Annotated in this window: 1 protein-coding gene; it reads right to left on the bottom strand. The window is 65.5% G+C overall.

Annotated elements, in window-relative coordinates; translation table 11 throughout:
* Window positions 1-7: 7 nt before the first annotated feature.
* A complete protein-coding gene (locus ACFHYO_RS16005) occupies window positions 8-1,234 on the bottom strand; it encodes an IS256 family transposase (protein ID WP_394321728.1) in 1,227 nt (408 codons plus the stop codon).
* Window positions 1,235-1,276 lie beyond the last annotated feature (42 nt).

Here is a 1,276-nt window from a genome sequence, read left to right as displayed (position 1 = left end):
GCTCCAGTCAGGCCGCGAGGTCAAGGGACATTGGCTCGAGAGGCTGGGACAGAGTTTCCCAGCCATCGACCTTTCGCATCTGGATCTGACCGGAAGCCAGCAGCGCCCAGAGCAGCATCGGCACGGTTTCGGCGCAGGGCAGCACGGTCTGGGTCTTGATGCGGCGGCGGAACTCCTCGTTCAGACGCTCAATGGCGTTGGTGGTCCGTGCGGATTTCCATTGCGACGGATCGAGGCGGGTGAAGCTGAAGAGGCGATCGCCGGCCTCCTCGAGGCTATCGGCCACGGCCCGGCACTTGAGCTTCCACTTGCGGAGGAAGGCCTTGCGGCGCGTCTCGATCTCGGCGGCCGTATCGGCATAGATCATGTCGCGGTAGTCTTCGCTCAGTTCGTCATGCAGGCGCTTGGGCGCGTGGCCAAGCAGGTTGCGGTGCTTGTGAACCGTGCAGCGCTGGATGGGCAGGTCCCCGCCCCAGAGCGCCACGAGCGCGGCTTCAAGGCCGGGGGCGCCGTCAACGATTACGAACTCGGGCCGCCTGAGGCCCCGCGCGTCCAGGTCGGCAAGGAAGCTGCCCCAGGCAGCCGTGCTTTCGCCGCCCATGTTCCTGATCGAGAGGAGCACCTTTTGTCCGTCGCGGCGGATACCGATCGCCGCCAGCACCGAGATGTTGGTGGCCTTGCGGTCCAGCCGGGTCTTGATGACGGTGCCGTCGAGGATGAGCCGCACGATATCCTCCTCGGCCAGGTCGCGGGTGGACCACGCGTCCCAATCGACCTTCACCTTGCGCCAGGCGCGGCTGACCACGTCCTTGCTCACCGCCCCTTCGAACAGCCCGAACAGCGCCCGCTTGACGCGCCGGGTATTCGTGCCGGCCAGATAGACTGCTGCAATCAGGGCCTCGGCCTTCTTTGTCAGCCGCCTGTAGCGGGGCAGTGCCTTCGAGCGCCATTCGGTGATCTTGCCGGCCTCGTCCTCGATCCGGGCACGAGGAACCCGCACCGTCTCGGTGCCGAATGTGCCGGTCAGCTGCCGATCACGGTGCCCGTGTCGGTAGCCCCTGGCCCGCTCTTTGCCGCGGCCGTAACGAAGCCGACCAAGAAAGTCGGCCAGCTCCTCTTCGAACATGGCCTCAATGGTGGCACGGACATTTGCCCGCAGGCGATCCTCGATCGGATCATACGCCCCTGCGTCGGGCAGTAGCGAAAAGGATGAGCTGTCGGTATTCTGCTTCATGGCGTGATCTCCCTGGCGGTTGCCACCGCCGGTTGGGTGGGT

Source organism: Paracoccus panacisoli (assembly GCF_042435015.1).
Taxonomy (GTDB): Bacteria; Pseudomonadota; Alphaproteobacteria; order Rhodobacterales; family Rhodobacteraceae; genus Paracoccus; species Paracoccus panacisoli.
This window is presented reverse-complemented; position numbering and strand designations above follow the sequence as displayed.

Coding starts and splice junctions, on each gene's coding strand:
- ACFHYO_RS16005 (WP_394321728.1), bottom strand. CDS start 1,234: ATGAAGCAGAATACCGACAGCTCATCCTTTTCGCTACTGCCCGACGCA.